Origin of the sequence: Ideonella sp. (assembly GCF_041914305.1) — a bacterium.
Lineage (GTDB): Bacteria > Pseudomonadota > Gammaproteobacteria > Burkholderiales > Burkholderiaceae_C > Ideonella.
In genome coordinates, this window is the sequence record NZ_JAYSDQ010000009.1 from 213,722 (window position 1) to 240,352 (window position 26,631).

Consider the following 26,631-nt stretch of genomic DNA (forward strand, 5'->3'; position numbering starts at 1 on the left):
GCTCGCAGTCGCACCGACAAGCACGTCACGCAGCCTTCCAGCTTTTCAAACTCCGAAATATTCACCTGGACTGGCGTGAAGCCCCGTTGCGCGAGCAGTTGCGCGGTTTTCGGCGCTTTGGCAGACATGAGCAGGCGCCCTTCGCCCAGTAGAACGACATGGGCGCCGGCCTCTTCGGGTACCGCCAGGAATGACCCAAATGCTGTCGGGTCGTCCACCAGCGGCAGATAGCCGATGACCGTGCCGTCGGGCAGCGCGGTCACAGCCGATTTGAGGTGAAGCGCCTTGGTGGTCGGCACGGCGATGACCTTGTAGCCATGCGGCGTTACCAGCTCGGTCAGCTGGCGCACCCCTTCAGCATTGGTGCGAAGTGTCAGGCCCACGTAGACGGTCATGCCGACTTTGAGCACATCCCCACCATCCAGGGTTCCGGGGAGCTCGATACGCTCCACCCGGTAGCCCAGCTCTCTCAGAACCGGCTCGACGGCAACCGCTTCGGGCCGCCGGCTCGGGGCGCCCGACAGGCAAAGCACCGCCAGACCTTCAAAGACCACCACCGGGTCCTCGATGAAAACGGCGTCCGCGCAGTCGTCCGCCGCGGGCACCTCGATCGTGTTCCAGCCTGTCTGGCGCAGGGTGTCCACGTAGGCGGCCCATTGCACTTGGGCCAGCGCCGCGTCAACAGGTGTGCGCTCGATGTGCGTGAGCAGCCCCTTGGTCAGCAAGGGCCCAGGTCGCCGCACCAGTGCGGCGCGTGTCTCGGTTCGGGGGCTGTTCATGGCCATCGGCATCTTTCAATTCATCGGCGCTGGCATGGCGCCGCTCTCAGCCGCCACTGCGGGCGGGCAGTGAAGGGGACAAGCGACCCACGCCGTAGACGCCATCGTAAGCGCCGCCGTCCTTGGCCACGAGTCGAAGCGAGAACCCCGGTGCGGCCGTCTGGCTGGTGGTGCCCAATGTCGAAACGCCGCATTCGGGCGCGCAGATCCATGCGGCTCCGCCCGTGTAGCCCACATCCAGGCTGGTCAAGGCGCTGGCCGGCAAGTGGCCCGCCATGAACCGCGCGTGTGGGTCCCACGGCGCGCCGTCGGTCTTCTTCGCGTGGTAGTTGCCCACCAGCCCGACCACATAGTCGCTGGGGGTCTTGGTGATGCGATCAAACGCTTGGCTCATCAGCCGATCGCGATCGTTCGCAGCGTCGTCTTCGCCGGCTACGATATCGATGGTGACGACATCGATCAGCGGCAGTTTGAGGCTGCGCAGGTAACGCAGGCGCTCGATCAGGTTGACCATGGCCGCGGACGATCGACCGTCCGCCTTGTTGGTGGCCCAGAAGGCCCCTTCCAGCATCGCCGCGCGGTCGGCTGCGCTGCCGTTCGACAGAAGGTAGCTGCGGATGCGGTCTTGTTCTGTGTGAGGGATCTCCAGCGCCATCGTGAGGGTGTGGCCGCTGGTCAGGATGTGGCATGCCAGCGCGGCCACAAAGGCGGGGCTTTCGTTGGTGCCGTGCACCTCGCCCACGAGGGTGGACCGTTTCAGGCTCGCGACGCTCAGCCCTTCGATCTCGGGGCAGGCGACCTTGTCGCCGGTGGTGGCCGCTTGGGCCGGCCAAGACATCGCACTGACGCACGCCAGGGCAAGAGCCGGCCAAGGCAGACGGCGCAAGGCAAAACGCCATGGGCTCTTGCGGTTGCTGGCGGCGGAGTCAAAGGCACGATTCGGGGGCGACGGTTCAGAAAGAAGCACGGAGAGTCCAACGAGTGAGGGCGCGAGCAGCAGGCGCTCCCGCGGCGTTAGGGTGGCCGATGATGAGGCTCACCGATGGACGATTGTGAGTGAAGAATCGTGTCGAAGGTTCCGTGCTAACGCTCAAGTTGCAGCCAGCGGTGGCGATCACAGCTCGGGGCGGTGAGCCGGCGTGGTCGGCGCTCGGCCCACCGGGTGCCGCGTCAGTTCACCGGCAGCTGATCCTTGTCCCCCGGCTGCGCCAGGCTGCCGTCCCTGCGGTAGCGAACCGGCGCCGCCTCGGCGGCCTTCAGCGCGGCTGCCTTGGTTTGTTCCCAGGCGTCGTCTTGCGTGCCTTCGCCGGCGATGGTCAGCTGCGAACACGTACCGATCTTGGCGATGCGGGTGTTGCCCTTGGCCACCCAGTTGCCATAGGCGCCGTCTTCGACCCATTCATTCCAGTGGCCGAAGCCTTCGTCTTTGGTGGTGACCAGTTCCCACTGCATCGCGTCCTTGCCGCGGCCGCTCCAGAAGTCGCCGATCATGAAGATCTGGTCGCCCTCTTGGCGCCAGAGCCCGATCCAGCGGTTGTAGGTGGTCGAGTACCACAGCCCCGTCGTGTTGCTGCCCTGCACGGGCCCCTGCACGAAGCAGATGTTCTGCGTCGCCCACTGGTTGTGGGTGTTCGCGGTGTCGTCGTAGAAGGTGATCGAGTACAAGGTGCCCGGCGCTGCCACCTGGTCGACGGCCGGAAAGTGCTGCGGTGTCGCCTGCGCCACCCCAATGGTCGCGCCGGCGACGGCCAGCCAGCTGAGGATCTGCTTCACAGCGTTGGTTTGAGAATTGGCGTTCATGCTCGTGTCCCTTTGAAGGTCTTGAAGGTTTTGAAGGCGCCATGGCAGGCGCGGTGTCCCCGCAGGAGTGACACGCCGAACCGGTCGGGGAAGGGTGTTCAGTGGCGACTGCCGTCACTCCCTGCCTTGAAGGACGGAGTGACGATTGAAAAACCGGACACGCACCCCTAGGTTGCTCGGTCTCTTAGGGATGTCCATGGCGCTGGCTGTACTCGCCCCTGGGCAAGGGGCGATGCAGTCGGCTGCTTGTCGCGGCGGGTGACGTCGATCGCGTGTAAGGACCTGCCTGGTGAAGCGACTGACGTTCACATCGCGCCGCGGTTGCACCGCAGGCGCCTTGCAACCCCCTCAACCCTTCTAAAGGCTCCAACCATGAATGCTTTTTCTCGCTCGCTGTTCGTTGCTGCCGCAACCGCGTTTTCTCTGATGGGTGCCATCCCTGCGCATGCCGCCAACATCCTCAACGGCATCCAGATCAACGGGATCCAGATCAATGGGATTCAAATCAACGGCATCCAGATCAATGGCCGTGACAGCCACGGCCAGTTCGCCGTCAAGCGCGACGCGAATGGCGTGGACCGGTCGAACGGCCAGGCCGAGCCGGTGCCGGCGGGCCTGCCCCGTATCGAAGGGCTGGTGCTGCCCGACGGGCGCACCGTCGAGCTTCAGTAAACCGCGTTGACACGGCCACACCGGGGCATGCGCAAGCTGCTCGCCTTGGCGCTGGTGCTGTGGGCCTGCCAAGGGCAGGTTCATGCGCAGGTGTCGGCGCCAGGGCCCGGTGCCGACCGGCTCCCCGCTCTGCGAGCCGTGGGCACGGAGTGGGTGTTGCAGCTGCCCGATGGCAGCAGCCTAGGCTCGGCTCGCCTCGTGGGGGCGCAGTTGCGGCTCGCCGGCGGCGCAGTGGTGCGGCTTGATGCCGCACACATCGAGACAGGGCCATCCGGGCGGACATGGTGGGCGCATGAGCTGTCTGTGCAGCTTGCGTCAGGCTCCTGGCAGCCCTTGTGTGCGCCGCACAGCGACGGCACGCAGTACGCTGTGGTGCTGCCCGGCCGTGAGATGCCCGACGGCTCGCTGGGTGAGGGCGACGGATTTGCGCTGAGCTGCACAACCGGGGCCCTGGCCAAATGCTTGCGCATGGGCTACGAGCCCTGGCACAGCGGCCCGGGCGGCCACCGGATGCGGGCCGCCTTCCAGGCCTGCCTGCGCATGGTCCGCGCCGACTACGGGGGCGACGGCACGCCGCACACAGAGAACGGGCAGCGGATCGACGTGTTCGACGACCTGGGCGTGCAAGAGGCCGACCGGTTGCCGGGCCAGAGCTTCGAAGCGGGCTGGAGCCCGCAGGGGGCCGTGTGCGTGCACCACCCGCGCGTCGCAACCGCGTCCACCCTTGCAGACCTACAGGCCCGGTACCCCGCCTTGCATGGCCAGACCGGCGACCTTTGCACCGAAGCCTATGCGCGCAGCCTGGGCGCCCTGGTCTTCAACCGCTCCAGCGGCCCGAGGGAGCAGTAGCCGACCGGAACCACGCCTTGCGCCTTGTCACAGGCCCAGGGCCACGATGCGGCCCCGATCGACGATGACGACCCGCCCATCCACCGCGCTGGTTCCCAGGCCGGCCAGCGGCAGGCTCATGGGGCGGTGCCCGCCGCGCGATGCAGCTAAGACGCAAAACGCCGGTCGATAACGACATACCCACCTAATAACGTGTTAGGGGTGAAGCATAACGCGTGAAGTGAATACCATTTCCTGAATCGTGAACAGGGCACGGCGAGCTTTTCGCTCGCCGCCCCACCAGACTCAGGAGAGGTATTGCCATGGATTCGCCGTCGACCCAGCGTTACGTGATCTTGTCGACCCCGCGGTCGGGCAGCTCGCACTTGGTGCAGGCGCTCGAGACCCACCCGAAGGTCGCCTGCCTGGGCGAGATCTTCAACCTCAACGGCGGGGCGATGCGCAAGCTGGGCATCATGTCCAGGCGCACGCTGGACCGGGCCAGCAACGAGCCGCTGGACTACCTGAACGAGCTGATGGAGGCCTGGTCGAACCGGCCGCAGGCCAAGCCGGTGTTCGGCTTCAAGATGATGCTCCACCACGACCCGCGGGTGATCGACTACCTGCTCGCCGACCCGTCGTGGAAGATGATCCTGCTGCGCCGCGAGAATGTGCTGGCGCAATGGTCGTCGCTGCAGATCGCCAAGATCACCGGCGAGTGGGGCAGCAAGGCCAAGAAGAAGCGTGCGGCAGCGGGCATCACCGAGCCCGAAACCCCGCCGATCGAGTTCAAGTCGCGCGTCTTCGAGGCCTACTGCAACCGGCTCAATGCCCGCTACGACTCGATCCAGCGCCGGGTGGCCAAACATTCGCTGTTCGAGGTCACCACCGAGACGATCGACGCGCGGCGCGACGAGATCCTGGCGTTCCTGGGTGTCGACCCGCGGCAGGCGCCGCCGGCGCCGGGCCGGGGCGAGCGGCAGAACACCACCTCACTCGAAGACCGCTTCACCAACAGCGACGAGGTCCATCGCTACGCCGCGGCCAATGGGTTGCTGATCGGCGGCGGCCAGCCGGCCAGCGAGCGCAGCCACGCCCACTGAACCAGCCGGCGCCCTTGCGCGGCCCGCGTGAACGGGCCAGCACACGGGCCAGCGCAAGAAGCGCCGATTCCTGGGTCAGCGGTTCATCCGCAGCGTGTGCGTCCACTGGTGATCTGACGCCGACACCGCGGACGAGTAGGTCCTGTACTCCTGGCCCTCGCCGGGCCACGGGTTCATGATGTAGATGTACTTGGTGTTGTTGTAGTTTTCCCAGCCGTCGCCCACCATGATGTGGCCGCCGCCGTTGGTCCAGCCGTAGCGCATCACGAACGGGCGGTTGTTGTTGATGTCCCAGGTCACGCTGCTCCACGACGACGCGTAGCTGTACGCAGTGTTCGAGATGCCGCCCAGGTTGTACAGGATCGACTGCACGCTGCCCGGGGTGCCGTAGAGCGAGTTCGGCTGGTTGGCCTGGCTGTTCCAGTTGAAGGTGCTGTTGCCGCAGGCGTAGTTGATGCCGAACGCCCAGTTGACGATGTAGCACTGGCTGTAGTTGGTGCCGTAGTAGCGCATGACCGCGCGGCTGGATCCTGACCAGCACCACTGGCTGTGCTCCTGGATGGTTTCGGCCACGTTCAGCTGGCGCCAGTCGGCCATGGCCAAGGGCAGGGTGAACAGCAGGGACGCGGCGACGACGGTGCGCTTGAGGGTGAGATTCATGGTGAGCCTCCGGTTCGATCGTGCTCAGGGCTGAAAGTCAGCGAGGTTGGCCGCAACGGCGGCACGCAGCGAAGGCAACACATCGCCCTGCTCGATCAACTCGTCACGCTGCGGCATGTGCAGCGATGCGCGCGCCGAGACCAGCGGCGCCAGGCGCGCCCGGCCATCGGCCGCGGACACCACTTCGAGGAAGTCCGACTGCGCCTGGTAGATGCGAATGAAGCGCAGGTTCGAGCGGTCGGCATTGCCATGCTGGCGCATCGCCGCGTCGACCTCGGTGGCCAGCGCGGCGGCGCCGTACGACACGGCGCGCCACTGCCCGCCGGCCTGCTCGACCGTGACCAGGCCGACCGGGCGGCTGCCCGCGCGGACGACAAAGCGCCACTGTCCGGTGGGCTTGGCCCAGGCGCTCAGCTCGTTGCCGGTCGCCAGGTCGGCCGGGTCGACGGTGTAGACCGCAAAGCCGCGGCCCAGGCGCAGCCGGGCCAGGTCGGCCACGCCGTCCAGCGCGAGCGGGAAGCCCTTGGGCAGGGCCGCCGCGTGTTCCTTCTGGTGGTGCTTCGCAAAGCGCGCCAGGTCTTGCGCCGCAGCAGCGGCGGCCGCGGGCTCTTGCTGCTGGACCTGCGCCTGCACCGCCGGCGCGGCCTGCGCATATGAGCCAGCACTGCCCAGCAAGGCGCCGAGCACACACAGGGCAGACCCCGCTCGGTACAGCAGGCGCCCAGCGCCAGTCCACGGTGACAGGGGATTCGACATTTCACAGTCTCCTTCGGGCATGGAGCGGTTCAACCGCGACAACGACGTCCTCCCGCGGTGGCGGCACAAGTGACCAAAGTGAGTCCGCGGGCTGGCCCGATTCTGGAAAGCGCGATTTCTTGCGCCCACCGCTTGATTACCCTATCCGAGCTTGTCCCGATGGCGACGCCGCGCCGAGGTGGCCCCGGTGCGGGCGGCGGTGCAAACTCGGGTGGTGTCCTGCCCCGCTGTCACCGTCACCTTTCGCTTCTACGAAGAGCTGAACGACTTCGTCGCGCCCGAACGGCGGCGGCGCGAGTTCAGCTGCCGCTGCGCCGAGGGTGCCACGGTCAAGCACATGATCGAGGCGCTGGGCGTGCCGCACACCGAGGTCGAGCTGGTGCTGGTCAACGGCGAATCGGTCGGCTTCGACCGGCTGCTGATTGACGGTGACCGCGTCGCCGTCTACCCGGTGTTCGAGGCCTTCGACGTGACGCCGCTGCTGCGCGTGCGCGAGCACCCCTTGCGGGCGACCTGCTTCGTGGCCGATGCGCACCTGGGCGGGCTGGCCCATCTGCTGCGCCTGTTCGGCTTCGACACGCTGTACGACAACCACTTTCAAGACGCCGAGATTGTGCGCCTCGCGATCGAGCAGCGGCGCATCGTGCTGACACGCGACCGCGGCCTGCTGATGCGGCGTGACGTCACGCACGGTTGTTATGTGCGTGCGCTGCACCGCGAGCAGCAGTTGCGCGAGGTGTTCGACCGGCTCGACCTGGCCGGCTCGGCGCGGCCCTTCACCCGCTGCCTGCGCTGCAACACGCCGCTGCGCGCCGCGGGCAAGGCCGAGGTGGGCCCACAGGTGCCCGCGGGCGTGCTGGCCCGCCACGAGCGCTTTGCCTGCTGCGATGGCTGCGGCGGCGTGTACTGGGAGGGCTCGCACTGGCAGCGCATGCGAGCGATGGTCAACGCGCTGGGGGTGCCGGCGCGCTGACCGCTCACGCGTCGGCGTGGGCGAATTGCGGCGGTGCCTCGGGCGCCGACCAGCGCAGCGCCAGCGCCGCCGGGCGCCACCAGCCGTGCCGCACGTCCAGGTGCAGCAGCCGCTGCGCACCGGGAAACGCGTCGAGCGCGGGGCCGTCAAGGCTGAGCGAGGCCTCGGCCGCCAGGTGCAGCAGCGTGCCGTCGTCGAAGTCGGGCACCAGCAGGCCGGCGTGTGGCCAGGCCAGCAGGTTGCCCAGCGTGTTGAAGAAGAAGTTGCCCTGGTAGTCGGGCAGTGTCAGGCGCAGGCCGCGTTCGCCGACGGCCACGTGGACGAAGCCGGCTGGGCCGCCACGGTGCGACACGTCCACGCCCTCGCTGCGGGTGCTGGCGCTGCCAGTGCCGGGGCGTGCGCCGCTGGCCGAGGCGATGAACAGGGTGTCCGCGCGGCGCAGCAGCGCGATCGACTCGGCATGCAGCGCCGGGCCGAGCCGCAGCGCGGGCGGTGCGGCCCGCGCCGCGGTGGCCTCGGGCCGCCGCGCGTGGATGTACTTGGGGCAGTTGCCGAAGCTCTGCAGCACGTCGACATCGAAGCCGTCGTCGCGCACGCTGCCCACGCGGCCGTTGGCGCGGTTGCGCCGGCGCGTGGGGTGCTCCAGGCCCAGCAGCCCGACCGCCGCGCCCTCGCGCAGCCAGGGGGCCGTGGGGTCGTCGGCCGCCGGCCGGGCCTGCAGGCGCAGCGTGCGCGTGTCGGGGCTGCTGACGAAGCCGGCCGGCCCGTGCAGCATCGTGGCCCAGGGCTGGCCCTGGTCGTCCTGCACGCCGAGCAACAGCGTCGGCAGCTTGCCGAACAGCTCGCGGTGCTGGTCGGGCATGTGGTCGCGGATCACGACGTGGCCGATCTCCGCCATCCGCTCACGCAAGCCGGTGCGGGCCTGCAGCGCTTGTTCACCGGCGTGAAAGACAGACGTGTCCATGACCATCACCCTTCAGGCCGCGGCCGGCAGCGGCGAGCGCTGCATGCCCACGAAGCCGGGCAGGGCCTCGATGCGTTGCAGCCAGGCGCGCAGCCTGGGATACGGCTCGAGCGAGATGCCGCCTTCGGGCGCATGCGCGGTGTAGCTGTACATCGCCACGTCGGCGATCGTCGGGTGGTCGTGGGTGGCGAGCCAGGTGCGCCCGTCGAGGTGGTTCTCGACCACGCCGAACAGCTGGCGGGCCGTAGGCTGCGCCTGCGGGTTCACCGGCCGGTTGAACAGCGTGGCAAAGCGGGCATGCGCTGCACCGGCGGCCAGTGGGCCGGCGGCAACGCCCAGCCAGCGCTGCACCTCGGCCTGCGTGGTGGCCGGCTGCGGCAGCCAGCGGCGGTGCGGGTCGTAGGTCAGGGCCAGGTAGACCAGGATGGCGTTGCTGTCGGCGAGCGTGAAGTCGCCGTCTTCGATCACCGGCACCTGGCCGAGCGGGTTGCGGGCGAGGAATTCGGGCTTCTTCTGCTCGGCGGCCATCAGGTCGACATCGACCAGCTCGGTGGGCCGGCCCAGCAGCGACAGCATCAGTTGCACGCGGTGGGCGTGGCCAGAAAGGGCGAAGCGGTAAAGGCGGATGGGCTTGTTCATGAGGGCTCCAGGTGGCGAATGCACGAAGCCTAGGGCTTGCAGCCGGTGGAATGAAGACGCAGCATCGGCAGTTGAGAATTGCGCCAGAAGGAAGAATGACGATGGACCATCTGCAACGCCTGCGCACCTTCGTGGCCGTGGCCGAATGCGGCGGCTTTGCGCGCGGGGCGCGCCTGCGCGAGATCTCGGCCCCGGCGGCCACCCGCGCCGTGGCCACGCTCGAACGCCACCTGGGCGCGCTGCTGCTGCAGCGCACCACGCGCAGCCTGCGCCTGACGGAGCAGGGCGAGGCCTTTCTCGCCGACTGCCGCCGCATCCTGGCCGAGCTCGACGCTGCCGAAGCGGCAGTGACCGGCGCGCGCCACGAACCGCAAGGCACGCTGGCGATCACGGCGCCGGCGCTGTTCGGCAGCCGGCACATGGCGCCGTTGTTGTTCGAGTTTCTCGACCAGCACCCGCAGCTGCAGGCCCGCGCGATGTTCACCAACCGGTTGGTGCACCTGATCGACGAAGGCTTCGACGTGGCCCTGCGCATCGCCAACCTGCCCGACTCGGGCCTCACGGCCGTGCCGGTGGGCCGGATGCGCGCGGTGGTGGTGGCCTCGCCGGCCTACCTGAAGCGCCACGGCACGCCGCGCGAGCCGGCCGACCTGAAGCACCACCGGGCGATCGGCTTCACGATCGAAGGGCAGGACCGCACCGGCTGGGCCTTCGCGCGCGGGCGCGCCGCCGCGCCGCCACAAGAGCGGCTGGTGGTGAACGCCAACGACGTGAAGGTGGCCGCCGCGGTGGCCGGCCATGGCCTGGCGCGTGCGCTGGCCTACCAGGTGACCGACGAAGTGCGCGACGGCCGCCTGCGCGTGGTGCTGCAGGCACACGAGCCACCACCGGTGCCGGTGCACCTGGTGTACCCCGCCGGCCGCGTGGCAGCGGCCAAGGTGCGCGAGTTCGTGCACTTCGCGGCCGAGAGGCTGCGGGGCCTGCCGGTGTTGCAGGGCCGCGGGCTCGAAGCGCCGCGCGCCGGCCGCCGGGCCGCGCCGGGCTGACCGGCTGCCACGCCGAGGTCAGGCCGTTTCGACGCGGTTGCGCCCGGCGGCCTTGGCCCGGTACAGCGCCTGGTCGGCCCGCGCGAGCAGGCTGTCGGCACTGTCGCCGGGTTGCCACACCGCCACGCCGAGGCTGGCGCTGATGGCCGGCGTGGTGCCGTCGGGCGGTGAGGCCACATGCTGGCGCAGCCGCTCGGCCAGCAGCGTGGCGCCGGTGGCATCGGCATCGTGCAGCAGCACGATGAACTCTTCGCCGCCGTAGCGAAACGGCTGGTCTTGCGCCCGCAGGGCGGTGCGCAAGCGGGTGGCGAACCGGGCCAGCGTGGCGTCGCCGGCCGAGTGGCCGAACCGGTCGTTGATCAGCTTGAAGTGGTCGAGGTCGATCATCACCACCGCGAACGGGCGTTGGCTGCGCGCCGCCACGGCCAGCGCGTGCTCGATCGCCGCGGCCAGCGAGCGCCGGTTCGCCAGTCCGGTCAGTTCGTCGCTCATCGCCTGCGCGCGCACGTCGGCCTCGGCGCGCATCTTGCACATCAGCACGAAGCCCAGGTTGGTGACGATGACGAAGATGAAGCCGAAGATGTAGATCGGCTCCTGCCAGGCGATCGGCTTGTTGATGTAGTCGAGCGCGGCGCCTTCGAACATCAGCGCGGTGGCGCGCAGCGGCAACACCACGCCCATCACCAGGTAGAACGCCGCCACCACCCGCTGCACGCGGACCCACTCGACGCGCGGCGTGCGCAGCAGGGCCCAGCCGTTCAGCAACTGCACGGCGCCGTAGATGAAGCCGTTGAAGACGGTGGCGCCTTCGTACTCGGCGCCCGAGAGCGCGGCCACCACCGAGACCACCACCGTCAGCGCCACCAGCGGCCATCGGTGGAAGCCGCGGCCGAGAAACTGGCGGATGGCGACGAAGAACAGCACCACGCTGATGGCGCCCAGCGCGTTGCCGACGAAGGCCGACAGCCACACCGGCACGCGCCCGGCGTTGGCCAGCAGCAGGTAGGCGATGCCCTGGCTGGTGACGGCCACGGTCCAGGTGGCCATGCCGTTGCGGTCGTCGGCCGCGGTGCGCGACGCCCACAGCATGGCGGCCATCGCGGTCAGCGCCCCGGTCTGGGCGATGAACAGGGTTCGGACGTCCATGAGGCTCAGGCCGGCGAGGCGCCGGTCACTGGGCCTGGCATGGCGCCGCTCGCGCCGCGTGCGCGCACGGCGGGGGCCCGGCTCAAGGCTTCTTGGCGCTGGCGGCCGAGGCCTTCTTGGCGGACGCGGTGGTCTTGGGGGCCGCTTCGGCCGGTGCGGCCGGCGCCGGGGCCGCCGGCTTCGCCCCGGCCTTCTTCTGGCCCGTGGGGATCTGGGCGCCGTATTTGGCCTGGGTCTTGCGCGCAAAGGTCATGGGGGATCCAAGCTGTCGTTGTGGTCGAGGACGCAGCTTACGCGCACTTCACCGGTGGTTACCAGTCGGGGCAACGCCGCGGTCGAACGGCGGCGGCCCGCGCCGCAAGGGGCGCCGGCCGCCGCCAGCTCAGGTCACCACGCCAGCTGCAGGCTGTAGCTGCCGGCGCTGCCGGTGCTGCCGCTGTAGTACAGCACCTTCACGTAGCGCTGCACGGCGCTGCCGCCGCTGTTGGTCACGCTGACCGTGTCGACCAGGCCCTTGCTGCGTTCGCTCTTGCCCAGCAGCGTGCCGGCACTGTCGTACACATACAGGTCGTAGTCGCTGGCGCTGTTGGGCGTGAGCGTCGAGGTCAGCGTGGCGCCGGCGGGCAGGTCGACCCGGAAGAAGTCGCTGTCCGAGCTGCTGCCCATCGTGCCGGTGAGCGTGACCGGCGCCGCCACCGCGTTGGCCGCCGCGATGCTGTTGTTCGGCTCGGTCTCGGTGGCCGGCGGCGTGCCCTGGCCGATGTTGAGGAACACCGCGCTGACCGGGCCGAAGGCGCCCGATGCGTCCTTGCCGCGCACGAACACCAGGTGCTTGCCGTCGGCCAGGTTGGTGGTGTTGAGCGTGCCGGTGATGCCCTCGGTGGTCGAGTTGAAGGTGCCGTCCGACGCCGACAACGCGATCGCCGTGGCGCCGGGGCTCCACGGCGGGGTGTCGATGTAGGCCTCGGCCGCGTTGATGGCCTGGGTCGACTCGGTGCCGTTGCTGTTGTTGAAGCGCGTGTCGGTGATCGACGCGGTCACGGTCACCGGTGTGCCGGCCGGCACGCCGGTGCCGTCATTCAGCGACACGCTGGTCACGTCGGGGCCGGCGGGCAGCAGGTAGGGCGCCCGGGCCACGCGGGCGGCGTAGATCAGCGCGGGCAGGTTCTTCGGCTTGGTCGTGTTGTTGTAGGTGGTGCAGCTTTCGAAGAAGCTGCTGCCGAGCTCGATCGTGAAGGCCGCCACGCCGCGGTCGCCATAACTCGGCCCGTCGCTGGTGCCGTCGGTCGGGTACAGGCCGATCGATTGTTCGGGCGTGTAGCCGTTGAACCAGGCCAGGCGCCGGCCCATGGTCTGCAGCGCGGTGCCGTTGGGGGCGGGGGTGTTGGTGGTGCCCCAGGGCCACAGCACGAGCTGGCTGTAGCTGTGGATGTCCAGGTGCACGCCCATCGTGTTGGTGGGGGCTGCGTCGCCCTGGTTGGGGCCGCGGTTGTCGGCAAAGATGCTGCCGATGTAGCTCTCCACTGCCTGGGTCTCGGGCTCGCTGTGCGCGGTCGGGCCGCGGTAGGTCTCGTTGCAGACGTTGCCGCTCGAGCCCTGGCCGTTGGTCGAGTTCCAGCCGAACGTGAAGTTGCGGTTCAGGTCGGCGCCGCGGCTGTTGCTGTTGGCGCCGCAGTAGGCGGTGTTGGTGTTCTTGCGCCACGACAGCCCACCCTCAGCCTTCTTGCGGCCATCGGGGTTGGTGTGCAGCATCAGGTGGACCTCGTGGTGGTCGAGCATCCAGGTCGCGTCGGCGTTGGTGCCGTAGCCGTTGACCAGCCAGCGGGCGAATTCGAGCGCCAGCGGGGCGGTGGTGTACTCACGCGCATGGATCGCGCTGGTGACGAACAGCTTGGGCTTGGTGCCGCCGATCGCGGTGTTGGTCAGCTTCAGCACGCGCATGTCGTAGCCGCCGCTGCCGGTGTTCTTTTGCCACGAGTTGCCCGCGTCGATCCACTGCGCGAGGTTGGGCTTCGAGGTGGCAAAGGCCTGCGCCGCGGCAAAGGTCTCTTCGACCGTTTCGTAGCACGAGTAGCCGGGGATGGACTCGATGCTGACGTCGCCGGTGCCGCCGCTTTTGCGGTTGTCGTCGGCGGCCTTCTGCAGCCGGTCGAGGAACTCGTTGCGCCGCTTGATGAAATCGTGCGCCGTCTCCAGGCGGAAGCCCTGGGCCTGCAGTGCGGCGTACTCGTCGGACTCCAGCTCCAGGATCAGGTAGCCGGCGTCGTACTTCGATTCGAGCAGCGCGTGGTGGTAGCTGATCGCCGCCTTGCGGGCGGTGGCCTGGTCGGGGAACCAGACCTTGTAGATGTTGTTGCGCTGGCGCTCTTGCTGGCGCAGCAGGCGCATCTCGTCGGCGGCCTTGATGGCGGCCTCTCGTGTGGCCTCTCGAGCGGCCTCTCTGGTGGCCTTCTGGGCCGAGGCTTCATCGGTGGCGTTGTCGGTGCCATTGGCGGCCCACAGGGGCGTGGCCCCCATCGACAGCAGCAGGGCGGCAGTGGCCGCAGTTATCCTCGATAGACGCAGGGTCATTGGGATTCTCCGGGTGCGTGGGGATCCAGCGGCAGTGGTGCTGCCGCTGGCCTGGCGCCACGTGAGGGGATCAACCGACCGCAGCGCAACGGGCGAATGTAGGCACTGCGCTAACGAGTGAAATCAGGGTCTGTGCGGGGCGGGTCGGTCCGACTAACGTCGGATTGACGAGATGTGGTTGGTGCGCATGGCACACCGCGCCAGGCGACGACCAGGCAGGGCCGCCCGGCGCCGCTGCTGCGGGCTACTGCGCTTCAGAGGCAGCGCGGGCGGCGCCTTGGTCGAGCGCGCGCTGTACGTCGTCTTGCACCTGCTGCACGCGTTGCTGCGGCGGGCTGGTGATCGGCGTGGTCGCCGCGTCGTTGTCGGCCGATGCCGAGGCCGGTGGCGAAGACGGCGGCGCCAGGCTGTTCACCTGCTTCTTCACCGTGAAGGCGATGATGGCCAGCACGACCAGCAGGCCGGCGAGCGAGAGCATGATTCGCATCGTGTGGGTTCCAGTTCGGGGCGGCCAGTATGCGCCGGCGGTGGGGTCGCCGCGCCGTCAGTCCAGCGCCAGCGTGCGCGACAGGTGGCTGTACACGGTGGCCACGCGCCGCAGGTGGCGTGATTCGGGGTGCGTCAGCAGCCACAGGTCGGTCTGGCCATCGTCGAGTGGTTCGGTCAGCTGGCGCAGGCCGGGGCGGGTCTTGGCCAGGAACAGCGGCAACACGCCCACGCCCATGCCGAGCGCCACCAGCTCCATCACCGTGAGGATGCTGTTGACGCGGTAGTGCGGCGCCACCTTGGGGAAGCGGCGCTTGCGCCAGATGACCGAAGGGTGCTCGGGCAGCGCGTCGTCGGGGGCGATCCACAAGGCCTTGCCGGCGGTCACGTCGGCAAAGCGCTTGACCGGGCCCTTGGCCGCGGCATACAGCGCCACGCGCAGCGGCCCGACCAGCTTGCCCACCAGATGCTGGGGCGGGCGCTTGGTGGCGCGCACGGCGATGTCGGCGTCGCGCTTGGTCAGGCTGGCCAGCTCGTTGCCGGCGTGCAGCTCGTAGCTCAGCAGTGGGTGCTGGGCGTGCAGGGCCGCCAGCGCCGGCGCGACGAGGGCGTGCAGGATCGTGTCGGTCGTGGTGATGCGCACAGCGCCCGAGACCTGGTCCGGCAACAGCTGCGCGGCCGAGCGGGCGGCCTCGAGCGCCGCCTCGACCTGCTCGGCCTGCTCGGCCAGCGACATCGCCAGCTCGGTGGCGGCATAGCCCGTGCGCGAGCGCACGAACAAGGCCACGCCGAGCCCGCGCTCGATGCGCTGCAGGCCGCGGAACACGGTCGATGCATCGACCCCCAGCCGCTCGCCCGCTTCGGCCAGAGTGCCGGTGCGCACCATCGCGAGCACCACATCGAGGTCGGCAGCGCTCAGCTGGTATTGCACGCGTGCATTCATGGTTTGCCTCGTCGCCAATTTTCACGGCAGTCCTGCAATCCTACAGTGAGGCCGTCGTTCAACCCTGGAGACCCTCATGAACACGCCCGACCCCCGCACCACCGCGCCCTTCGGCATCACCTTGCTGCGCCTCGGCCTGGGCGTGATGTGGATCGCGCACGCCTTGCTGAAGTGGTTCGTCTTCACGCTGCCCGGCACGGCGCAGTTCTTTGCCAGCGTGGGCTACCCCGGCTTCCTGGCCTACCCGGTCTTCGCCGCCGAACTGCTCGGCGGCCTGGCACTGGTGCTGGGCCTGTATGCCCGGCAGGTGGCGCTGGCGCTGGTGCCGATCATGGCCGCGGCGGCGTGGGTGCATCTGCCCAACGGCTGGGTCTTCACCAGCCCCAACGGCGGCTGGGAGTACCCGATGTTCCTGATCGTCGCGTCGGTGGCGCTGTGGCTGCTGGGGGACGGCGCGCTGGCCGTGCGGCGCAGCCCGGCTTTCACGCCGCGCCTGGTGCAGGTGACGCGATGAGCGCGCCGCTGACCCTGGTGTCGCATGCGCTGTGCCCCTACGTTCAGCGCGTGGCCATCGTGCTGGTGGAAAAGGGCGTCGCCTTCGAGCGGCGCAACATCGACCTGGCCCACAAGCCCTCGTGGTTCCTGGCGATGTCGCCGCTGGGCAAGACGCCGGTGCTGCAAGTGGGCGGGCAGGCTGTGTTCGAGTCGGCTGTCATCTGCGAGTACCTGGACGACACCCACGGCCCGCGCCTGCACCCGGCCGACGCGCTGGAGCGGGCGCTGCACCGCGGCTGGATGGAGTTCGGCTCGGCGCTGCTGAACACGATCGGGCAGTTCTATTCGGCGCCCGACGAGGCCGCCCCGCAGGCCCGTGCCGGTGACATCCGGGGGCGTTTGCAGCAGCTGGACGCAACGCTCGGCCCAGGCCCGTATTTCGCCGGAGAGCGCTTCAGCCTGGTCGACGCGGTGTTTGCGCCGGTGTTCCGCTACTTCGAGGTCTTCGACACCATCGACGACTTCGGCTTCTTCGCGGGCCTGCCCGGGCTGGTCCGCTGGCGCGCGGCACTCGCCGCACGGCCGTCGGTGCAGGGCGCCGTGGTGGCCGACTACCCGGCGCGGCTGCGGGCGTTCTTGCTGGCGCGTGGATCGGCCTTGTCGGCGCGCATGGCCGCCGAGGCGGCACAAGGCTGATCGCCGGGCGCGGCAATTGCCTGGGCCGTCGGCTGGTGGTACACGTGGGGCAGCCGACCCGGCCGGGGCGGCCCCCTGTGTGACACCCCCCAACGTAAGGCACCGATGCAAGTTCTCGGCAACCACGCCGCCCAGCTCGTTCAGCACCCGTGGGCTTTCGCGCTGCGGGCGCTGAAAGCGTTTCGCGCCAACCAGGGCCTGCTGCTGGCGGGGGCGGTGGCGTACTACGCGCTGCTGTCGATCGTGCCCTTGCTGATCATCACCGTGATCGCGCTGTCGCACTTCGTCGACCAGGCCGAGCTGTTGCAGACGGTGGGCCGCTACCTCGAGTGGCTGGTGCCGGGGCAGTCGGTGGCGATCGTGGCCGAGCTGGCGCGCTTCCTGGCCAACCGGGGCTTCATCGGCTGGGTGCTGCTGGGCACGATGCTGTTCTTCAGCTCGCTGGCGTTCACCGTGCTGGAGAACGCGATGTCGGTGATCTTCCACCACAGGGTGGCGATCCGGCGCCGCCATTTCCTGGTCTCGGCGGTCATCCCGTACGGCTACATCCTGTGCCTCGGGCTCGGGCTGCTGATGGTCACGCTGGTGGCCGGCAGCCTGCAGGTGCTGGGGCAGGAGTCGGTGCAGCTGCTGGGCCGCAGCTGGTCGCTGCATGGCTTCTCGGGCCTGCTGCTGTACCTGCTGGGCCTGGCGGGCGAGGTGCTCGTGGTCGCGTCGATCTACATGGTGATGCCGGTGGGCAGCCTGTCGATGCGACACGCGTTGCTCGGCGCGGTGGTGGCGGCCTTGCTGTGGGAGCTGTCGCGCCACCTGCTGGTCTGGTATTTCGCCACGCTGTCGCAGATCAGCGCCGTGTACGGCTCGCTGACGACCGCAATCGCGGTGCTGCTGAGCCTGGAGATCGGCGCCACGCTGCTGCTGCTGGGGGCGCAGGTCATCGCCGAGTACGAGCGCCTGGCCAGCGGGTTGACCCAGGCGCCGCCGCGGCCTTTCACGACCGGCGGCCGGTGACGCTCGCGTTGACGCTCAGGCCAGCCAGGCGCGCAACTGCTGGTAGATGTCGCTGCGGCTGAGCAGGTCCCAGTGGTTGGCCGAGGTGACCACCATCTGCTGGCTCGGCGGCACCTGCAGCGCCAGCTTCGGGTCGCGGTGCTGGCCCAGCGCGCTGGCCAGCGGCACCAGGCCGTCGCCCAGCGTGGCGCTGCGCAGCCCGGTGGTGTTGTCGGACGTGGTCGCGGCCACCAGGTAACACGTCACGCCCTCGGGCAGCGGCGTGGGCTGGCGGTCGTCGTGCTTCTGGGCGTGGCGGTCGCGGTGCTGCCAGTCGGCGTCTTGCAGGTTGCCGTAGCGCAGATCGGTGATGCCGGCGCTGCGGGTCTTGCCGATGCGGGCGAACGGCGCCGCATACGGGCTCACGCCCAGCAGCATGTCGACCAGCCGCCCGCCGCGCTCGAGCGGTGCGCCGTGGTGCGGCGTGCCGAGAAAGACGATGCGGCTCAGCAGCGCGCGCCAGCGGTGGCCGTCGCTCACGCTGCAGGCGCTGCGGGTGACCAGGCCGCCCATGCTGTGGCAGACGATCACCAGCTCTTGCACCGGCACCGGCCAGCTGGCCACCAGCTCGTCGAGCCGCGCGGCAAAGTCGCGCCCGTTCTGCGAAACATGGCGGCCGCTGTTGTAGTGCAGGTAGACCGGCGTGAAGCCGAGGTCGCGTGCCAGCGCCTGGCCGTGGTCGTGGCCGCGGCGTGACCACTGCAGGTCGTTCATCGCCAGCCCGTGCACCAGCACCAGCAGCTTGCCGGTGGGGGCCACGTGGGGCAGCGCGTCGCGGTAAGGCCGGCCCCCGATGCGAAACGACATCGGCACGGCCAGCGGGTTGCCGCTGTCGGCCAGGTGGTCGCCCCAGACGCCGTTGAGCGCCGCGATGAAGGCCTCGCGCTCGGGCGTCGAGGCGCTGGTGTCGAACGGCAGCCTGCTCCACAGCGAGTCCAGCCCCTGGCCGACGACGCGCGTGGTGCTGCGCACCGTGCGGTAGACGAAGCCGGTGATGCCCGACGGGCGGCCGGCCGGCGCGCGGCCGGTGATGCCGCTGATCGACGCGATCGTGTGGTGCACCGTCTCGACGATGTCGGTCACGCCGACGACGGCGTCCACGCCCAGGCGCGACAGCCCGCGCAGGTCGGCGGGCCGCAGGGGCACCTTCAGGCGTCGCGCGCGGCGGGGGTTTGGGGTCATCGGCAAGGTGTTCGGCATGGCGGTGGCCCGACTGTGCAAGGCGCCCCGCCGCCGCGCAAGCAGACTTTTAGTGTCCGCGACCTAATGCGATGTGGTTCAAGGGCCCTGCACCTCGGCCAGCACGTGGATCAGCGCGTCCACATCCACCGGCTTGACGAAGTGGTGGTCGAAGCCGGCCTGGTGGGTCTTCTGGCGGTCTTCGTCCTGCCCCCAGCCGCTCAGCGCGATCAGCAGCGCCCGCTGGCCCCAGGCCTGCTCGCGGATGCGCCGCGCCGCGTCCAGCCCGCTGAGCTTGGGCAGGCCGATGTCGAGGATCACCGCCTGCGGCTGGTAGGCGTTGGCCACGCGCACCGCCTCGAGCCCGTCGTGCGCGGTGCGGGTGTGATAGCCGAGCATCATCAGCAGCTGCGACATGCTCTGCGCGCTGTCGATGTTGTCGTCGACGACCAGCACGCGCACGTCGCTGGCCACGCCTTGCAGCGGCGCGCCGGCGGCTTCGGCATTGGTGTCGGCCGGGGCGTGCACGATCGGCAGCCGCACGGTGAAGGTGCAGCCCAGGTTGGCGCCGTCGCTGTCGGCCTCGGCCGTGCCGCCGTGCATGCCCACCAGCTTGCGCACCAGCGCCAGGCCGATGCCCAGGCCGCCTTGCGAGCGCTCGAGCGAACGGTCGACCTGCGCGAACAGGTCGAACACCCGCGGCAGCATGTCGCGCGGGATGCCGATGCCCGAATCGCGCACGCGGATCACCGCCTGTTCGCCGTCGCGCTCGGCCGACACGTTGATGCGGCCGCGTTCGGGCGTGTACTTGGCGGCGTTGTTCATCAGGTTGGCGATGATCTGCGTCAAGCGGGTCAGGTCGGCGTTGACGATCAGGGTGCCCGGGGCGGGCAGGCGCACCGTCAGCTCGTGCCGGCCGGCGGCGATCAGCGGCTTGCTGGTCTCGATCGCCGCCTGGATCGCGCTGACCAGGTCGACATGCTCGCGCCGCAGCTCGACCTTGCCCTGGCTGATGCGGCTGACATCGAGCAGGTCGTCGACCAGGTGCACCATCTGCCGCAGCTGCCGCTCGATGATGCCGTGGGCGTCGGCATGCACCTCGTGGTCCGCCGTCATCTGCATCATCTGCAGTGCATTGCGGATCGGCGCCAGCGGGTTGCGCAGCTCGTGCGCCAGCGTGGCGAGGAATTCGTCCTTGCGCCGGTCGGCATCGGCCAGCGCGGCCTCGGCCTTGAAGCGCTCGCTCACGTCGCGTACCACCGAGAGCAAGCCGGTCGGCTGGCCGGCGTTGTCACGCGTCACGCTGACGGTGGATTCGACATGGATCGACTCGCCCGACTGCTTCACGTGCACGGTGCGGCCGCGCCACGAGCCGTGGCGCGCCAGCGCGGCTTCGGCGGCCGGGGCGTCTTCGGGCGCCAGCCAGCGGTAGTCGTACAAGGCCTGCAACGGGCGGCCCAGCGCCTGCGACACCGGCACGCCGTATTGGCGCGCCGCGGCCTCGTTCATGTAGGTTACGCGCTGCTCGGTGTCGACCGCGATCACCGCGTCGTCGATCTGGGCGATCACCTCGCTGCGAAAACGGCTGGACGCGGCCTCGACCCCCTCCAGCACATACAGCCGGTCGCCCACGACCAGCGCGTCGACCTCGCCGCCGCGGATGGCGCGCAGCGTTTCCTCGGCCTCATCCAGGCGCGCGCGCAGGTTGCCGATCTCGGCCAGCAGGCCACCGTGGTCCAGGTCGTGAGGGGGAGAGAGGTTGTCTTCTTTCATCAATCAAGGCTTGGGTCGGGGGTTCGGCGCATCGCGAGGCCCAGGCCGGACAGCAGGCGGGGCGTGTCCGACATGTCGCCGATGAACCGGCGCTCGGGCGGCGGCAGCTCTTTCACCAGCGTGGGGGCGGCCACGATCTGCGCCAGCGTCGCGACCGTCGGGTTGAGCGAGATGTCGACCACCTCCAGGTCGTAGCTGTTGGGCAGGTGCTCCTCGCACAGCTTGCGCACGTTGACGATCGCGCGCGACGACGACGGGGTGGTGCCGACGACATACAGACGGAGCCGGTGGTGGGTCATGTGTGTTGCTTCAAAGGCCGCACGTCCAGGCCGACCAGCACCCGTTCTTCGTTCGACAGGTCGCCGATGATCTTGCGGATCGGCTCGGGCACCTTGCGCACCAGCGTCGGCACGGCCAGGATCTGGTCGCCCGCGGCCAGCCGCGGGTTGACCAGCAGGTCGACCACCTCGATGCGGTAGCGGCCGGCCAGGTGCGTCTCGCAGACGCGGCGCAGGTTCTCCAGCGCCGCCATCGACTTGGCGGTCTGCCCGGCCACGTAGAGCTTCAGTTGCCACTCGGGCACCGTGGCGATCGGCGCCGGCGCCGGGTGGCGCTCGTCCAGGTCGGGGAACATGCTGGGAAACAGGCGGGGAGGGGTCATCATCGGCCTTTCGCGGCACCGGCCGCGCAGGGTTGTGGTGTGTTGCTGTGGGTGGCGCGCTCGCGGGCCGAGCCGGTCAGGACCTGGTTGCCCGACACATACACCTCGATCATGTCGACGCCGTGGTCGCCCATCACGAACTCGCGCACCTGGTTCGAGTGCGGCATGCCGCGCGACTTGAGCACCTGCAGCGTGCGCGTGCGTTCTGCATTGCATTCGTGGTTGGCCAGCATCAGCCAGGTGTCCATCAGCGACGACACGCCGATCTCGGTGTCGGCCAGTGCCTGCTCCGAGTCCGACGTGAGGCTGGTGAACAGCGCCGTCACGCCCTGGTGCTTGAGAAAGTCGATCAGGCGCATCAGCGTGGCCTTGAGCGCGGCATCGTGCCGCTCGATCGACAGGTTGCTGATCGGGTCGACCACCACCACGCGCGGCTTCAGCTCGCGCACCAGCTCGTACATCTGCACCAGGTGCTGCTCGAGCCCGTGCAGCGTGGGCCGCGAGGCGTGCACGTGCAGCAGGCCCGCGCGCGCCCAGCGGGCCAGGTCGATGCCGACCGAGCGCATGTTGCGAAACAGCTGGTTGGCCGATTCCTCGTAGGCGAACACCAGCGCCTTCTCGCCGCGGGCACAGGCGGCGGCGGCGAAGCTGGCGGCCAGCGTGCTCTTGCCGGTGCCTGGCGAGCCCGAGACCAGCACGCTGCTGCCGCGGTACACGCCGGGCCCGCCGAGCATCGCGTCGAGCCCGGGCACGCCGGTCGACACGCGCTCGTCGAGCGCATCGTGGTCGAGCCTGAGCGAGGTGATCGGCAACACCGACAAGCCGGTGCGGCCGATCAGGAACGGGTACTCGTTGGTGCCGTGCGGCGTGCCGCGGTACTTGACGACGCGCAAGCGGCGGGTCGAGACCTGCTCGACGATGCGGTGGTCCAGCATGATCACGCAGTCGGCCACGTACTCCTCGAGCCCGTAGCGGGTCAGCGAGTTCTCGCCGCGCTCGCCGGTGATCACCGCCGTCATGCCGCGGTCTTTCAGCCAGCGGAACAGGCGCCGCAGCTCGGCGCGCAGCACCGCGTGGTTGGGCAGGCCCGAGAACAAGGCCTCGACGGTGTCGAGCACCACGCGCTTGGCGCCGATGGTGTCGATCGCGTGGCCCAGGCGGATGAACAGCCCCTCGAGGTCGTATTCGCCGGTCTCTTCGATCTCGGTGCGTTCGATGTGCACGTGGTCCAGCACCAGCAGTTGGCGGCGCTGCAGGTCATCGAGGTCGAAGCCGATCGAGCGCATGTTGTCGACCAGTTCGTCGGCGCTTTCCTCGAACATCATGAACACGCCCGGCTCGCCATGCTCGACCGCGCCGCGGACCAGGAACTCGGCCGCCAGCATCGTCTTGCCGCAACCGGCGCCGCCGCAGACCAGCGTCGGCCGGCCACGCGGCAAACCGCCGCCGGTGATCTCGTCCAGGCCCCGGATGCCGGTGGCCGCCTTGGGCAGCCCCGCGGGGTCGATGGGGGTGGGATCGGTCTTGTCTGACATGGGCAATGTCCCTCGTGGGTTCGTCGACTGGGCCGGCTTGTCAGGCAGGGGGCCCAGGTGTGCAGCGGGGTCGCCCAACCCTGGTCAGGCGACCCCCGTGGTGCAGGGGAGGCAAACGAGGTGCCCGCCCCGCCCGGCCGGCGGCCAGAGACCCTTTTGCCGCCGGTGGGGCCCGGCTTGCCCGGCCTGGGGGGCGGCGCTATTCTGCGAATCGGGGAGCCGGGTGCCGGGAAATCTGGCCTGCCATGTCAACGGCGGCGGGCGAGGAGAACACAGTGAGTCGCCTGGGTGCAGATTGCTGCGGGCGCACGCGCCCGGCCTTGTTGTCGGCGGTGCTGCTGATGGCGGCTGGGCTGTCGGCGCCCGGCGCGCGGGCCGACGACACCTTGTCGCCCGAATCGGCGCGCGCGGTGGTCGAGCAGGCCTCGCGCCCGTCGGCGCCTTGGGCCGGGCCGGCCGCGGGCCCGCCGGCCCCGCCGGGCAAGGTGGTCGCGGTGCTGGCCGAGGACCTGCGCAACGGCGGCGTGCTCAGCGTGGCCCAGGGCATCCGCGAGGCGGCGCGCGACATCGGCTGGGTCGTGCGGGTGTATGACGCCGGCGGCACACCGGCCGGCCGCAAGCGGGCGGTGGCCGACGCGCTGGCCGCCAAGCCCGACGGGCTGGCCATCTGCGGGTCAGACGCCTACGAGCTGCTCTCGGCCTTGCGCGAAGGGGGCGGCCGCTTGCCGCCGGTGGTGGGCTGGCATGCGGCGGCCGGGGCCGGGCCGGTTGACGGCACGCCGGTGGCCATCAACGTGACGACCGACCCGATCGCGGTGGCGCGCACCACCGCCATGGCCGCGGTGGCGCAGTCCGGCGGCAAGGCCGGCGTGGTGATCTTCACCGACTCGCGCTTTCGCATCGCCACCGCCAAGGCCGAGGCGATGGCCGAGGTCATCCGCCGCTGCAGCGGCTGCGCGCTGCTCGAAGTGCGCGACGTGGCCATCTCCGACAGCGCCACCCGCATGCCGGCGGTGACGCGTGAACTGCTGACCCGCCACGGGGCCCGCTGGACGCACGCGCTGGCGATCAACGACATCTACTTCGACTACGCGGTGCCGATGCTGATGTCGATGGGCGTGCCCAATGCCCATCTCAGCCTGCTGTCGGCCGGCGACGGCAGCGCGCCGGCGTTCATGCGCATCCGCGCCGGCTCGTACCAGACCGGCACGGTGGCCGAGCCGTTGAACATGCAGGGCTGGCAGGTCGTCGACGAGCTGAACCGGCTGATGCAGGGCCAGCCCGTGAGTGGCTTCGTCGCACCGGTGCACCTGATCACCGCGTCGAACATCAGCACCGAAGGCGGCTCGCGCCAGATCTACGACCCGGCCAACGGCTACCGCAACGCCTACCTGCGGATCTGGAAGGGGCAGTAGGTGTCGCCACCGCCGCCCGCTCCACTGCCGCAGCCCATGGCCGGCCGGCTCGCCCGGCTGATGCCGCATTCGCTGCGCGGGCAGTTCACCGCGGCGCTGGTGGCAATGGGGGCGCTGGTGGTTGTCGGCGGCGCGACCGCCGTCTACGCGCTGCGCTCCACCGGCGAGGCGGCGCGCCAGGTGTCGCAAGAGCGGTTGCAGCTGGTCGAGACGGCACAAGAGTTGCAGCAGCACTCGCTGCAGATCGAGCTGCTGTCCGACCGCATGGTGGCGGCCGAGACGCCCGACGCGGCGCGCCGGCACTACGACCAGATCCTGCAGGAGCTGGAGCAGCTGGACGAGCTGACCGCGCGGCTGGCGGTCAGCGACGACGCGTCGGTGCTCGACCTGCACATGGCCAGCCAGATGTTTCGCAACTCGGCCCACGTGATCAGCCACCTGCGCGAAGACGCCTCGATGGTCGGCGAGCCCGAGGTGCGGGCCGTGGCGCTGGCCACCTACCGCGACGAGATGCAGGCCCATGCGCTGGAGCTGGCGCAGGCCGCACGCGAGCAGTCCGACCATCTGACCCGTGCCTACCAGCAGGCCGTGCAGCGCGTGGTCGACGCGTCGCGCGTCAGCGCCTGGTGGGTCGTGGCGTGGTTGACCTTCAGCCTGCTCGGCGCCTGGATCATCGCCCGGCGCCTGCTGGGCCGGCATGTGCTGGCGCGGCTGCAGCAGGTGAGCCTGAGCCTGCGCAGCGCGGGCGACGACCCCGACGCCGTGCCGGCGGTGACCGTGGTGCCGGTGCCCGGCGACGACGAGATCGGCCAGATGGCGCGTGCGGTCGAGCAGTTTCTGGGTGACCGGCGCCAGCTGGCGCTGACCCGCGCGCGGCTCGAGGAAGAGCAGCAGCGCCTGGCCGCGATCATCGACAACACGGCCGACAGCATCGTGGTGCTGCAGGCCGGCCGGGTGCGCCAGCTCAACCGCGCCGCCGAGCGCATGTTCGGGCTGCGCCAGGTGCAGGCCGTCGGCATGCTGGGCGACGAGCTGCTGCTCGGGCTGGACTGGCACGCGCCGACGCTGCCCGGTGTGGCGCTCGATGCGCGCGCGCAGCGCAGCGATGGCCGCACGCTGCCGGTCGAGGTGTCGCTCAACCCGGTGGCCAGCGGCGGCGACCTGTTGGTGCTGGTGATCCGCGACGCCACCTTGCGCAAAGAGGCCGAGCAGCACCTGATCGAGGCGCGTGATGCCGCGGTGGCGGCGCGTGCGGCGCAGGCCGCCTTCCTCGCGACGATGAGCCACGAGCTGCGCACGCCGCTGAACGCGGTGCTCGGCTACGCGCAGATCCTGGAGCTCGATGCGTCGTTGTCCGAGCGGCAGATGCTGGCGGCGCAGACCATCCACCGCAGCGGCGACCACCTGCTGGCACTCATCAACGACCTGCTCGACCTGGCCAAGCACGACGCCGGCAAACTCGAACTCTGCCTGGCCGACACGGCGCTGCTCGAATGCCTGCGCGTCACCTCGGACATCATCCGCGTGAAGGCCGACGAGGCCGGGCTGTTGTTCCGCATCGACGTGGCGCCCGATGTGCCGCCCAACGTGCTGGCCGACGAGAAGCGGCTGCGGCAGGTGCTGCTGAACCTGCTGAGCAATGCCGTCAAGTTCACCGACCAGGGCGAGGTGGTGCTGGGCGTGCGCTGCGTCGGCGAGCCGATCCGCCACCACGCGACGCTGCGCTTCGAGGTGCGCGACACCGGCGTCGGCATGCCGCAGGACCAGCTGGAAAAGATCTTCCAGCCTTTCGAGCAGACCGGCGACGTGCGCCGGCGCACGGTCGGCACCGGGCTGGGCCTGGCCATCAGCCGCCAGCTGGTGCAGCTGATGGGCGGTGACATCGTGGTCACCAGCGAGCCGGGCCGCGGCACGGTGTTCGCATTCGAGCTCGAGTTCCGCATCTCGCAGCCTGGCGCGAGCGCCAACGCGGCCGAGACCGAGATCGCCGGCTACGAGGGGCCGCGCAAGCGTGTGCTGATCGTCGACGACCTGGCGGCCAACCGATTCGTGATGCACGACCTGCTGGCGCCGCTGGGCTTCGAGATCGACGAGGCGGCCGACGGCCGGCGGGCGGTCGAGCGCGCGCAGGCCGTGCGGCCCGACCTGATCGTGATGGACATGGCGATGCCGGGCATGAGCGGCCAGCAGGCGATGCAGGCCATCCACCGGATCGAATCGCTGCGCGGCGTGCCGATCATCGCGGTCTCGGCCGCGATCGACGCGGCCGAGGTGCGCGCCGGCACGGGCGGCGATGCGGCGGTCTTCCTGCCCAAGCCGCTCGACCGCGACCAGCTGCTGCGCGAGGTGGCGCGCCTGCTGGGGCTGACCTGGCGCTGGCGTGCTGCGCCGGTCGAACATTGGGGTTAGGGAACGTCTGCATAAATCGCCCGCGGTTGTGCTTGGCGAGGGGCTGAAGTGC

General features: G+C 69.8%; 27 protein-coding genes. 10 read left to right on the plus strand and 17 right to left on the minus strand.

What is annotated here, in order from left to right; all coding sequences use genetic code 11:
• From ddaH to ACE3SG_RS14265, 3 genes are all read right to left on the minus strand, one after another.
• The coding region (ddaH, locus tag ACE3SG_RS14255; protein ID WP_374565933.1) for a dimethylargininase at positions 1–785 on the minus strand (785 nt) is incomplete at its 3' end.
• 40 nt (positions 786–825) lie between these two features.
• On the minus strand, positions 826–1,746 hold the full coding sequence (locus ACE3SG_RS14260; RefSeq protein ID WP_374565936.1) for a hypothetical protein: 921 nt from the start codon (positions 1,744–1,746) through the stop codon (positions 826–828).
• A 203-nt stretch (positions 1,747–1,949) separates the two neighbouring features.
• Positions 1,950–2,579 (minus strand): hypothetical protein, encoded by a 630-nt coding sequence (locus ACE3SG_RS14265; protein WP_374565939.1) that lies wholly within the window; start codon positions 2,577–2,579, stop codon positions 1,950–1,952.
• Positions 2,580–2,951: 372 nt separating this feature from the next.
• Between ACE3SG_RS14265 and ACE3SG_RS14270 the strand changes: the two genes are divergently transcribed.
• The 3 genes from ACE3SG_RS14270 to ACE3SG_RS14280 all read left to right on the plus strand — a co-directional run bounded on the left by ACE3SG_RS14270 (position 2,952) and on the right by ACE3SG_RS14280 (position 5,182).
• Entirely contained in the window at positions 2,952–3,251 is a 300-nt protein-coding gene (locus ACE3SG_RS14270; protein WP_374565941.1) for a hypothetical protein, read from the plus strand.
• Positions 3,252–3,278: 27 nt separating this feature from the next.
• Positions 3,279–4,100 carry an ADYC domain-containing protein gene (locus ACE3SG_RS14275; RefSeq protein WP_374565942.1) on the plus strand — a complete coding sequence of 274 codons (822 nt, stop codon included), beginning with the start codon at positions 3,279–3,281 and terminating at the stop codon, positions 4,098–4,100.
• 302 nt (positions 4,101–4,402) lie between these two features.
• A complete protein-coding gene (locus tag ACE3SG_RS14280) occupies positions 4,403–5,182 on the plus strand; it encodes a hypothetical protein (protein ID WP_374565944.1) in 780 nt (259 codons plus the stop codon).
• Positions 5,183–5,257: 75 nt separating this feature from the next.
• Here ACE3SG_RS14280 and ACE3SG_RS14285 read toward each other — a convergent pair whose 3' ends face one another.
• Together ACE3SG_RS14285 and ACE3SG_RS14290 are read right to left on the minus strand one after the other, a co-directional pair.
• A complete protein-coding gene (locus tag ACE3SG_RS14285; RefSeq protein ID WP_374565946.1) occupies positions 5,258–5,842 on the minus strand; it encodes a C39 family peptidase in 585 nt (194 codons plus the stop codon).
• 24 nt (positions 5,843–5,866) lie between these two features.
• Positions 5,867–6,598 carry a hypothetical protein gene (locus tag ACE3SG_RS14290; protein WP_374565948.1) on the minus strand — a complete coding sequence of 244 codons (732 nt, stop codon included), beginning with the start codon at positions 6,596–6,598 and terminating at the stop codon, positions 5,867–5,869.
• Between the two features lie 214 nt (positions 6,599–6,812).
• Between ACE3SG_RS14290 and ACE3SG_RS14295 the strand changes: the two genes are divergently transcribed.
• Positions 6,813–7,571: a Mut7-C RNAse domain-containing protein gene (locus ACE3SG_RS14295; RefSeq protein ID WP_374565991.1), complete on the plus strand. Its 759-nt coding sequence runs from the start codon at positions 6,813–6,815 to the stop codon at positions 7,569–7,571.
• Positions 7,572–7,575: 4 nt separating this feature from the next.
• Here the strand turns inward: ACE3SG_RS14295 and ACE3SG_RS14300 are convergent, their stop codons facing one another.
• Complete coding sequence (locus ACE3SG_RS14300) at positions 7,576–8,535, minus strand: pyridoxamine 5'-phosphate oxidase family protein (protein WP_374565950.1); 960 nt, start codon at positions 8,533–8,535, stop codon at positions 7,576–7,578.
• A gap of 12 nt (positions 8,536–8,547) precedes the next feature.
• Positions 8,548–9,174 carry a glutathione S-transferase family protein gene (locus ACE3SG_RS14305; protein WP_374565952.1) on the minus strand — a complete coding sequence of 209 codons (627 nt, stop codon included), beginning with the start codon at positions 9,172–9,174 and terminating at the stop codon, positions 8,548–8,550.
• A gap of 101 nt (positions 9,175–9,275) precedes the next feature.
• Between ACE3SG_RS14305 and ACE3SG_RS14310 the strand changes: the two genes are divergently transcribed.
• A complete protein-coding gene (locus ACE3SG_RS14310) occupies positions 9,276–10,220 on the plus strand; it encodes a LysR family transcriptional regulator (protein WP_374565954.1) in 945 nt (314 codons plus the stop codon).
• An 18-nt stretch (positions 10,221–10,238) separates the two neighbouring features.
• On the opposite strand, the gene ACE3SG_RS14315 is transcribed toward ACE3SG_RS14310, so the two are convergent.
• The 5 genes from ACE3SG_RS14315 to ACE3SG_RS14335 all read right to left on the minus strand — a co-directional run bounded on the left by ACE3SG_RS14315 (position 10,239) and on the right by ACE3SG_RS14335 (position 15,366).
• Positions 10,239–11,366, minus strand: coding sequence for a diguanylate cyclase (locus tag ACE3SG_RS14315; protein WP_374565956.1), 1,128 nt, complete (start codon positions 11,364–11,366; stop codon positions 10,239–10,241).
• Between the two features lie 82 nt (positions 11,367–11,448).
• On the minus strand, positions 11,449–11,619 hold the full coding sequence (locus ACE3SG_RS14320; protein ID WP_374565958.1) for a hypothetical protein: 171 nt from the start codon (positions 11,617–11,619) through the stop codon (positions 11,449–11,451).
• Between the two features lie 134 nt (positions 11,620–11,753).
• Complete coding sequence (locus tag ACE3SG_RS14325; RefSeq protein WP_374565960.1) at positions 11,754–13,937, minus strand: M14 family zinc carboxypeptidase; 2,184 nt, start codon at positions 13,935–13,937, stop codon at positions 11,754–11,756.
• Between the two features lie 244 nt (positions 13,938–14,181).
• Positions 14,182–14,424 (minus strand): hypothetical protein, encoded by a 243-nt coding sequence (locus ACE3SG_RS14330; RefSeq protein ID WP_374565962.1) that lies wholly within the window; start codon positions 14,422–14,424, stop codon positions 14,182–14,184.
• Between the two features lie 57 nt (positions 14,425–14,481).
• The gene (locus tag ACE3SG_RS14335; RefSeq protein WP_374565964.1) at positions 14,482–15,366 is read right to left on the minus strand and encodes a LysR family transcriptional regulator; all 885 of its coding nucleotides are present in this window, start codon (positions 15,364–15,366) and stop codon (positions 14,482–14,484) included.
• A gap of 76 nt (positions 15,367–15,442) precedes the next feature.
• Between ACE3SG_RS14335 and ACE3SG_RS14340 the strand changes: the two genes are divergently transcribed.
• The 3 genes from ACE3SG_RS14340 to ACE3SG_RS14350 all read left to right on the plus strand — a co-directional run bounded on the left by ACE3SG_RS14340 (position 15,443) and on the right by ACE3SG_RS14350 (position 17,568).
• The gene (locus ACE3SG_RS14340; RefSeq protein ID WP_374565966.1) at positions 15,443–15,880 is read left to right on the plus strand and encodes a DoxX family protein; all 438 of its coding nucleotides are present in this window, start codon (positions 15,443–15,445) and stop codon (positions 15,878–15,880) included.
• Positions 15,877–16,557, plus strand: coding sequence for a glutathione S-transferase family protein (locus ACE3SG_RS14345; protein ID WP_374565967.1), 681 nt, complete (start codon positions 15,877–15,879; stop codon positions 16,555–16,557). Before ACE3SG_RS14340 ends, ACE3SG_RS14345 begins: the two co-directional genes overlap by 4 nt.
• Positions 16,558–16,662: 105 nt before the next feature.
• Positions 16,663–17,568, plus strand: a complete 906-nt coding sequence (locus ACE3SG_RS14350) for a YihY/virulence factor BrkB family protein (protein ID WP_374565970.1) — start codon at positions 16,663–16,665, stop codon at positions 17,566–17,568.
• Positions 17,569–17,583: 15 nt separating this feature from the next.
• On the opposite strand, the gene ACE3SG_RS14355 is transcribed toward ACE3SG_RS14350, so the two are convergent.
• The 5 genes from ACE3SG_RS14355 to kaiC form a co-directional block, all read right to left on the minus strand.
• Positions 17,584–18,789 carry an esterase/lipase family protein gene (locus tag ACE3SG_RS14355; RefSeq protein WP_374565972.1) on the minus strand — a complete coding sequence of 402 codons (1,206 nt, stop codon included), beginning with the start codon at positions 18,787–18,789 and terminating at the stop codon, positions 17,584–17,586.
• A 96-nt stretch (positions 18,790–18,885) separates the two neighbouring features.
• Positions 18,886–20,559, minus strand: a complete 1,674-nt coding sequence (locus tag ACE3SG_RS14360) for an ATP-binding protein (RefSeq protein WP_374565974.1) — start codon at positions 20,557–20,559, stop codon at positions 18,886–18,888.
• On the minus strand, positions 20,559–20,858 hold the full coding sequence (locus ACE3SG_RS14365; RefSeq protein WP_374565976.1) for a circadian clock KaiB family protein: 300 nt from the start codon (positions 20,856–20,858) through the stop codon (positions 20,559–20,561). Before ACE3SG_RS14365 ends, ACE3SG_RS14360 begins: the two co-directional genes overlap by 1 nt.
• Positions 20,855–21,220: a circadian clock KaiB family protein gene (locus ACE3SG_RS14370; protein WP_374565977.1), complete on the minus strand. Its 366-nt coding sequence runs from the start codon at positions 21,218–21,220 to the stop codon at positions 20,855–20,857. The genes ACE3SG_RS14365 and ACE3SG_RS14370 overlap by 4 nt, the downstream gene beginning before the upstream one ends.
• Positions 21,220–22,755 carry a circadian clock protein KaiC gene (kaiC, locus tag ACE3SG_RS14375; protein ID WP_374565979.1) on the minus strand — a complete coding sequence of 512 codons (1,536 nt, stop codon included), beginning with the start codon at positions 22,753–22,755 and terminating at the stop codon, positions 21,220–21,222. Before kaiC ends, ACE3SG_RS14370 begins: the two co-directional genes overlap by 1 nt.
• A 341-nt stretch (positions 22,756–23,096) precedes the next feature.
• Here kaiC and ACE3SG_RS14380 point away from each other — a divergent pair, with 341 nt between their 5' ends.
• A complete protein-coding gene (locus ACE3SG_RS14380) occupies positions 23,097–24,170 on the plus strand; it encodes a substrate-binding domain-containing protein (protein ID WP_374565993.1) in 1,074 nt (357 codons plus the stop codon).
• A gap of 36 nt (positions 24,171–24,206) precedes the next feature.
• Positions 24,207–26,579 (plus strand): ATP-binding protein, encoded by a 2,373-nt coding sequence (locus tag ACE3SG_RS14385; protein ID WP_374565981.1) that lies wholly within the window; start codon positions 24,207–24,209, stop codon positions 26,577–26,579.
• Positions 26,580–26,631 lie beyond the last annotated feature (52 nt).

What these genes read in the sequence shown, in the direction of transcription:
- ACE3SG_RS14265 (WP_374565939.1), bottom strand. Translation starts at nt 2,579, where the DNA reads ATGAACGCCAATTCTCAAACCAACGCTGTGAAGCAGATCCTCAGCTGG.
- ACE3SG_RS14270 (WP_374565941.1), top strand. Translation starts at nt 2,952, where the DNA reads ATGAATGCTTTTTCTCGCTCGCTGTTCGTTGCTGCCGCAACCGCGTTT.
- ACE3SG_RS14275 (WP_374565942.1), top strand. Translation starts at nt 3,279, where the DNA reads ATGCGCAAGCTGCTCGCCTTGGCGCTGGTGCTGTGGGCCTGCCAAGGG.
- ACE3SG_RS14280 (WP_374565944.1), top strand. Translation starts at nt 4,403, where the DNA reads ATGGATTCGCCGTCGACCCAGCGTTACGTGATCTTGTCGACCCCGCGG.
- ACE3SG_RS14285 (WP_374565946.1), bottom strand. Translation starts at nt 5,842, where the DNA reads ATGAATCTCACCCTCAAGCGCACCGTCGTCGCCGCGTCCCTGCTGTTC.
- ACE3SG_RS14290 (WP_374565948.1), bottom strand. Translation starts at nt 6,598, where the DNA reads ATGTCGAATCCCCTGTCACCGTGGACTGGCGCTGGGCGCCTGCTGTAC.
- ACE3SG_RS14300 (WP_374565950.1), bottom strand. Translation starts at nt 8,535, where the DNA reads ATGGACACGTCTGTCTTTCACGCCGGTGAACAAGCGCTGCAGGCCCGC.
- ACE3SG_RS14305 (WP_374565952.1), bottom strand. Translation starts at nt 9,174, where the DNA reads ATGAACAAGCCCATCCGCCTTTACCGCTTCGCCCTTTCTGGCCACGCC.
- ACE3SG_RS14310 (WP_374565954.1), top strand. Translation starts at nt 9,276, where the DNA reads ATGGACCATCTGCAACGCCTGCGCACCTTCGTGGCCGTGGCCGAATGC.
- ACE3SG_RS14315 (WP_374565956.1), bottom strand. Translation starts at nt 11,366, where the DNA reads ATGGACGTCCGAACCCTGTTCATCGCCCAGACCGGGGCGCTGACCGCG.
- ACE3SG_RS14320 (WP_374565958.1), bottom strand. Translation starts at nt 11,619, where the DNA reads ATGACCTTTGCGCGCAAGACCCAGGCCAAATACGGCGCCCAGATCCCC.
- ACE3SG_RS14325 (WP_374565960.1), bottom strand. Translation starts at nt 13,937, where the DNA reads ATGACCCTGCGTCTATCGAGGATAACTGCGGCCACTGCCGCCCTGCTG.
- ACE3SG_RS14330 (WP_374565962.1), bottom strand. Translation starts at nt 14,424, where the DNA reads ATGCGAATCATGCTCTCGCTCGCCGGCCTGCTGGTCGTGCTGGCCATC.
- ACE3SG_RS14335 (WP_374565964.1), bottom strand. Translation starts at nt 15,366, where the DNA reads ATGAATGCACGCGTGCAATACCAGCTGAGCGCTGCCGACCTCGATGTG.
- ACE3SG_RS14340 (WP_374565966.1), top strand. Translation starts at nt 15,443, where the DNA reads ATGAACACGCCCGACCCCCGCACCACCGCGCCCTTCGGCATCACCTTG.
- ACE3SG_RS14345 (WP_374565967.1), top strand. Translation starts at nt 15,877, where the DNA reads ATGAGCGCGCCGCTGACCCTGGTGTCGCATGCGCTGTGCCCCTACGTT.
- ACE3SG_RS14350 (WP_374565970.1), top strand. Translation starts at nt 16,663, where the DNA reads ATGCAAGTTCTCGGCAACCACGCCGCCCAGCTCGTTCAGCACCCGTGG.
- ACE3SG_RS14355 (WP_374565972.1), bottom strand. Translation starts at nt 18,789, where the DNA reads ATGACCCCAAACCCCCGCCGCGCGCGACGCCTGAAGGTGCCCCTGCGG.
- ACE3SG_RS14360 (WP_374565974.1), bottom strand. Translation starts at nt 20,559, where the DNA reads ATGAAAGAAGACAACCTCTCTCCCCCTCACGACCTGGACCACGGTGGC.
- ACE3SG_RS14365 (WP_374565976.1), bottom strand. Translation starts at nt 20,858, where the DNA reads ATGACCCACCACCGGCTCCGTCTGTATGTCGTCGGCACCACCCCGTCG.
- ACE3SG_RS14370 (WP_374565977.1), bottom strand. Translation starts at nt 21,220, where the DNA reads ATGACCCCTCCCCGCCTGTTTCCCAGCATGTTCCCCGACCTGGACGAG.
- kaiC (WP_374565979.1), bottom strand. Translation starts at nt 22,755, where the DNA reads ATGTCAGACAAGACCGATCCCACCCCCATCGACCCCGCGGGGCTGCCC.
- ACE3SG_RS14380 (WP_374565993.1), top strand. Translation starts at nt 23,097, where the DNA reads ATGGCGGCTGGGCTGTCGGCGCCCGGCGCGCGGGCCGACGACACCTTG.
- ACE3SG_RS14385 (WP_374565981.1), top strand. Translation starts at nt 24,207, where the DNA reads ATGGCCGGCCGGCTCGCCCGGCTGATGCCGCATTCGCTGCGCGGGCAG.